Origin of the sequence: Bradyrhizobium manausense, assembly GCF_001440035.1 — a bacterium.
Taxonomy (GTDB): domain Bacteria; phylum Pseudomonadota; class Alphaproteobacteria; order Rhizobiales; family Xanthobacteraceae; genus Bradyrhizobium; species Bradyrhizobium manausense.
Genome location: NZ_LJYG01000004.1, coordinates 11,683 through 14,388, shown reverse-complemented (window position 1 = coordinate 14,388; position 2,706 = coordinate 11,683). Strand labels below are relative to the sequence as shown.

3 protein-coding genes are annotated in these 2,706 nt (G+C 64.9%); 1 reads left to right on the top strand and 2 read right to left on the bottom strand.

Annotated features, from left to right (window positions below):
- The coding region (locus AOQ71_RS46825) for a PhoD-like phosphatase N-terminal domain-containing protein (RefSeq protein WP_430648596.1) at positions 1-487 on the bottom strand (487 nt) is incomplete at its 3' end.
- A gap of 175 nt (positions 488-662) precedes the next feature.
- Positions 663-2,108: a TAXI family TRAP transporter solute-binding subunit gene (locus tag AOQ71_RS00610; RefSeq protein ID WP_057740566.1), complete on the bottom strand. Its 1,446-nt coding sequence runs from the start codon at positions 2,106-2,108 to the stop codon at positions 663-665.
- 163 nt (positions 2,109-2,271) lie between these two features.
- Between AOQ71_RS00610 and AOQ71_RS00605 the strand changes: the two genes are divergently transcribed.
- Positions 2,272-2,574, top strand: a complete 303-nt coding sequence (locus AOQ71_RS00605; protein ID WP_057740564.1) for a 4a-hydroxytetrahydrobiopterin dehydratase — start codon at positions 2,272-2,274, stop codon at positions 2,572-2,574.
- The last annotated feature ends 132 nt before the right edge of the window (positions 2,575-2,706 follow it).

The following is a 2,706-nucleotide window of genomic DNA, read 5'->3' as shown; positions in this document are numbered from 1 at the left end:
CCGAGAAGGTGAACATGCCGCCGTCATCTGGGTTGATGCCCCAGCCTTGGCCGGCAACGTCGCCGCCCCAGACGAAGCTGACGTCGCGACGGTCGGCCGGCGCGGTGCGGAAGCGGCCGACCACCGGCTCGCCTTCGATCGCGGTGTGGGAGAGGTCGCGGAAGCGGACGCGATAGAAGATGTCCTGTCCGCCGGGCAGATTGTCCACCAGCATCTTGGCGGTGAAGTCGCTCTCCGGCAGCGCCGCGATCGGCGGCAGCGCCCGGGCGCCCTTGAAGGTATCAGTCGTCGCCACCTCGACCAGCATCTGCGCCGGCCGGTCGGTGCGGGCCCAGACCACGCCGCCGTCGACGGTGACGTCGCCGGACTGCACGCCATGGGTGACCGCGGGCCGGTCGGCCGCGCGCGACAGATGCGGCATCGCGATCGCGCCGAGTGCGCCGGCGCTGGTGGTGAGGAATTTGCGGCGGGAGAATTTGATCTTCATGGGATGGCTCGCGGGCTGGCGCATCTTAGGCTGTCATTCCGGAGCGCGCGAAGCGCGAATCCGGAATCTCGAGATTCCCCGGTGCGCAATTGCGCACCTGAGGTCTGGTCCTTCGGACCATGACGGCGGAACCTATATTGAGCCAATGTGACGCTGCAATTACGCGCGCAAACGTCTATGCGTTGCCGGCGGCCCGGAATTGCGCGCCGGCGCGTTGCAGGTTTTGCGGCAGGCTTGATAGCACCGCCTTGCGGTCGGCGACCGCGGCGTGGAATTGGTCGAGCGCGATGTTGAAGGCGGTCAGCGCGCCTTCCTCGATGGCGCCGTGGTCGTAGCAGCGCAGCGTGTCGCGCAGGATATCGTCGGCTTCGGTCTGCATCTGGTCGAGCTCGTCGGCCGTCTCGCTCTTGCGGGCGGCGGTGAGCATGTCGAGCAGGCGTTCGCGCAAGTGGCTGTTATTGTCGCGCTCGTCCTTCTTCAGATAGCCCGCGAACCAGGCGCCCAGCGAGCCCATGGCCGAAAGCGCCATCAGGCTCCACCAGATATAGTCGCTGTATTTGTCGAGGAAGGTCTTCTCCTCGCCGTCGACGAAGGCGGCGGCGCCCGGATGCGCGGGGATCACCGCGTCCTTGTCGGTGTCGGGCGTCTCGATCTTGGCGGCCTGCGGGAAGTCGGTCAGCAATTGCTGGCGCACGGCGAAGAGCTGCCGGGTGAAGGCCGCAACCGTGGTCTCGGACAGGCCTTTGCGCGCCACGATGTGGTGCGAGAAGCTGATGGTCTTGACCTCGTCCTCCGGGCGATCGGGCGAGCCGCCATAGGTCCCGGCGGGAATTTCCGAGGCTTCATAGACCGGATGGTTCTGCGCGATGGCATCGGCCGAATCGATCGCGAGAAAGATCGGCGTGCCGCCATCCTTGGCGGAGGCGGCGATCGCCTCCGCAGTGATCTTGCTGTTGACGGGGCCGGCCGCGAGATAGACGTCGGCCTTCTGCGCCTTGATCGCCTCGGCGACCTCGCTCGCAGGAAATTGCACGATATCGACCTTGGCCGGATCGACGCCGTATTGCTGCAGGATCACCTTGAGCAGATTGACGTTGGCCTGCGTCTTGCCGACCACGCCGACGCGATGGCCGGCGAGCTGCGCGATCTTGGTGATCTTCGCGCCCTTCTTCTTGCCCTTGCCGGGCACCGACCACAGCACCACGACGTTCTTGCGCAGCGTTGCGACGGCTTGCGCGTTCTTGGGCACCTCGAGATCACCGCGAACGATGGCAAGATCAGCCTTGCCTTCGGCGAGCTGCTCGGCGCTGGCGGAGGCACCGTCGGTCTGGATCGGGCGCAGCCGCACAAAGCCTTTGCTCTGCGCAAAGGCCTGCGTCAGCGTCTGGACCACCTTGACGTCGTCGCTGTTGGCGGGACCGACCGCGATCTTCAAGGTCACCGGCCGCATTGCGAAATAGTAGCCGCCGGCGAGCGCGCCGATGATGGCGAGCACCAGCGCCAGAGACACGAGCGCGGTCTTCCGCGCCGCGGATCGCGGCGAAGGCGGAGAGGGCGCTTCAGCCAGGTTTGAATCCCCGGTCATCGATCTCCCAAACAGGCGCTTCAGGCTCAGTTTCATCTTGGCCGGCGATTTACGCCCGCAATTGTAGCAAATTTCTTGTCCGCCGGGGTTACATCTCCGTCATGGTTAGCGGATCGGCCAAATCCCAAGCGAATCTCCCAACTGAACCCGGACCGGAAGCACGGTGTTAGGGTAAAGTTCCCCTGAAACGGAGGTCATCATGGCAGAACGTCTATCGGCGGACGCCCGCAAGCAGGCGCTGGGCACCCTCCCCGGCTGGGCCGAGGTCCAGGACGGCAAAGGGATCGGGAAGACCTTTGTCTTCAGGGATTTCAACGAGGCCTTCGGCTTCATGACCCGGGCGGCGCTAACAGCCGAAAAAATGGATCACCACCCGGAATGGCGCAATGTCTACAAGACGGTAGAGGTGGTGCTGTCCACCCATGATGCCGGCGGTCTCACCAAGCTCGACATCGAGCTTGCCACGGCGATGAACGCGATTGCCAAGCTGACGCAGGGCTGACGTCTTGCGGGTCCGGGCCGCATCCCCATCTTGTGATCGTCACCGGATGCGGCCTTCGGTCGCGCCGCCTTAAGCGGGAGTTTTGGGAAAGATGGCTGCCGAACACAGCGTCGGCTTCGAGCCGGCGGATCG